This window comes from Frankia sp. CgJB1 (assembly GCF_977947065.1).
Genome location: NZ_CDWTNB010000275.1, coordinates 1 through 3,026 on the forward strand (window position 1 = coordinate 1; position 3,026 = coordinate 3,026).

The window sequence follows — 3,026 nt, forward strand, 5'->3', positions numbered from 1 at the left end:
GTCGCGACGGCCGCCGCCGGGCCGGTTGGCTTCGTGGCGCTGAGCGCGCCGCCGCTGGCCCGCTGGCTCACGGCGGCCTCCGCGCCGCCGCTGGTCTCGACCGCGCTGGCGGGGGCGGCACTGGTGACGGTCGGTGACCTGGCCGCCCAGCGCCTGTTCGCCCCGACCCAGCTCCCGGTCGGGGTGGCGACCGGCGCCATCGGCGGGGTCTACCTTGCCGCCCTGCTGATCCGGCAACGGCGGCGGGCGTGACGCCGCATCGGGGCGCGCGGCGCCCACCGGCGGACGGGACCGAGCCGATGACGGAGGACGCCCCATGACGCGGCTGAGCGCGCGCGGCCTCACCTTGGCCTACGACCAGCGGGTGGTGGCCCGCGAGCTGGGGATCGACATCCCGGACGGGGCGTTCACCGTCATCGTCGGACCGAACGCCTGCGGCAAGTCGACGCTGCTGCGCGCGCTGGTCCGCCTGCTGCGGCCGAAGGCGGGCGCGGTGCACCTCGACGGCGCGCTGATCTCGTCGTACTCGACGAAGGAGGTCGCGCGCCGGCTCGGCCTGCTGGCCCAGTCCGCGACCGCGCCGGCCGGCATCACCGTGGCCGACCTGGTCGCCCGCGGCCGCTACCCGCACCAGCGGCTGCTGCGCCAGTGGTCGCGGGAGGACGAGCGGGTCGTGGCCGAGATGATGGCCCGGACCGCCGTCGCCGACCTGGCCGACCGCCTGGTCGACGAGCTGTCCGGCGGCCAGCGCCAGCGGGTGTGGCTGGCGATGGTCCTGGCCCAGCGGACGCCGATCCTGCTGTTGGACGAGCCGACGACGTTCCTCGACATCGCCCATCAGGTCGAAGTGCTGGACCTGTGCGCCGAGCTGCTCGCCGGCGGCGACCACACGCTAGTGGCGGTGCTGCACGACCTCAACCAGGCCAGCCGGTACGCCGACCACCTGGTGGCGATGCGGGACGGGCGGATCGTCGCCCAGGGGCCGCCGGCCGAGATCGTCACCGCCGCGCTCGTCGCGGACGTCTTCGGCCTGGCCTGCCGGATTATCACCGATCCGGAGTCGGGGACGCCGCTGGTGATCCCGCTGCGGCCGCGGCGCCGGCCCGGCGGTGCGCCTGGCCCAGAGCCCGGCGGTGGCCGTCCCGGCGCCCACGTCCGGCGGAACGGCCGACCCGCTCACGGAGCCGAGCCGGTCCGTCCAGATGGGTTGACGGGGCTGGGTTACTTAGGTTAGCTATACCTGACTTTATCGGGCAGGTAGCCGCTGCCCGCTGTCTTCGACCAGGCGGGCACGGGCTCCCGATCCCGCCGGCCCGACATCGGACGCCGGTGCCGGACGCCGGTGCGCCGGACGGTCGTCGGACGACGCGGGCACGAACCGGTCAGGACGGTGCTGGGTTGGACGGCGCGACGGGTAAGCGACTGCTCAGGACGCAGCTGTCGGCGCGGCGGGGGCAACTCGCCCTCGGCGGCGCGGCCACGGTGGTCCAGCAGACGGCGATGCTCGCTCTCCCCTGGTGCATTCAGCGCGCGCTCGACCAGGGCATCACCCCGCGATCGGTCCACGGCACGCTGACCTGGGCCGTCCCGACGGCGGTCGTCGCCGTGGTGTTCATGCTCGGCGGCGCTGGCGGCCTGTGGTGGTCGGGCCGGGCCGCGAACCGCGTCGCGCACGCGCTGCGGGCCGCGCTGGTCGAACGGGTGGCCGCCTTCGACCGCCCCGCCATGGCCCGCTACGGGCACGGTGACCTGGCCACCCGGGTCACCCGCGACGTCGACCTGATCCGGCTGTGGGTGCAGAGCCTCGCCATCTGGGTCCGGATCGTCGTGACCATCGTGGTGGTCCTGCCCGCCTTCGCTTTGCTCGACTGGCCACTGCTGATCGTCGGGGTGGTGACGATCCCGCTGGCCGTGTTGGCCAACGCCTACTTCCCCGGCCGCTTCGACGCGGCGAACGAGAAGCTCTCCGAGGCGTTCGCCGCCCGCGCCGACGCGGTGGAGGACCTGCTCTCGGCCAGCGCCGCGGTGCGCGGCCTCGGCGGTGAGGCGGCTCTTGCCCGTCGCCACCACGACCGCAGCGCGGTCCTCACCGACCACACCATGACCGCCGCGCGCATCTCGGCGTCCTGGACCGCCGTCCCGCCGGCCGTCCCCCGGCTGGCGATCGCGGCCGGCCTGGCCATCGGGGGGACGGTGGCGCTGCGCGGCGGCCTCACCGTCGGCGGCCTGGTCGCCTTCACCTCCTGGATGACCACCCTGACGCTGGCGGTCACGGTCGCGGTCGACCTGCTCTCGGCCCGGGGCCAGGCCCGGGTCGCGGCCGGGCGCATCGCCGAGATCCTCGAGACCCCTGTCACTGACGACGACCCGGCCGACGCCGAGACCCCGCCGCCAGGCGGGGCCCTGCTCGCCGCCGGGCTGACCGCCCGGCGCGACGGCCGGCGGGTGCTCGGACCGGTCGACCTGCGCGTCGGTCCGGGCGAGTTCGTCACCGTGACCGGACCGACCGGCGGCGGCAAGACCACGCTCGCCCGCTTGCTCTGCCGACTGGAGGACCCGGCGACCGGCTCGGTCAGCCTGGGCGGCGTCGACCTGCGGCGGGTCTCCCGTCTCGAGCTGGCCCGCCGGATCGGCCTGGTTCCCCAACGGCCCCTGATCCTGGCCGGCACGGTGGCGGACAACCTCCGGGTCGGCCGCGAGGTCGAGCTGGACGAGCTGCGGGCGGCCTGCGCGGTCGCCGCCGTCGACGACTTCGTGCTGAGCCTGCCCGACGGCTACGACACCGAGCTCGGAGAACGCGGGGCGACCGTCTCCGGCGGCCAGGCCCAGCGGCTGGCCCTGGCCCGCGGGCTGATCGGCCGGCCGGACGTGCTCATCCTCGACGACGTGACCGCGGCTGTCGACGCCGTGACCGAGGCGACGATCCTGCGGGGGCTGCGCGTGTGGTCGCCGCAGGCCGCCCTCGTGGTGATCTCCCACCGTCCCTCCGTCCTGGCCGCCGCCGACCGCGTGCTCCGGCTCGGGCC

3 protein-coding genes are annotated in these 3,026 nt (G+C 75.5%); all 3 read left to right on the forward strand.

Annotation, left to right across the window (positions count from 1 at the left end; genetic code table 11):
* The coding region (locus AC08OT_RS19770) for an iron chelate uptake ABC transporter family permease subunit (RefSeq protein ID WP_476603181.1) at positions 1-252 on the forward strand (252 nt) is incomplete at its 5' end.
* 64 nt (positions 253-316) lie between these two features.
* Entirely contained in the window at positions 317-1,234 is a 918-nt protein-coding gene (locus tag AC08OT_RS19775; RefSeq protein WP_476591886.1) for an ABC transporter ATP-binding protein, read from the forward strand.
* 164 nt (positions 1,235-1,398) lie between these two features.
* The coding region (locus tag AC08OT_RS19780) for an ABC transporter ATP-binding protein (protein WP_476603182.1) at positions 1,399-3,026 on the forward strand (1,628 nt) is incomplete at its 3' end.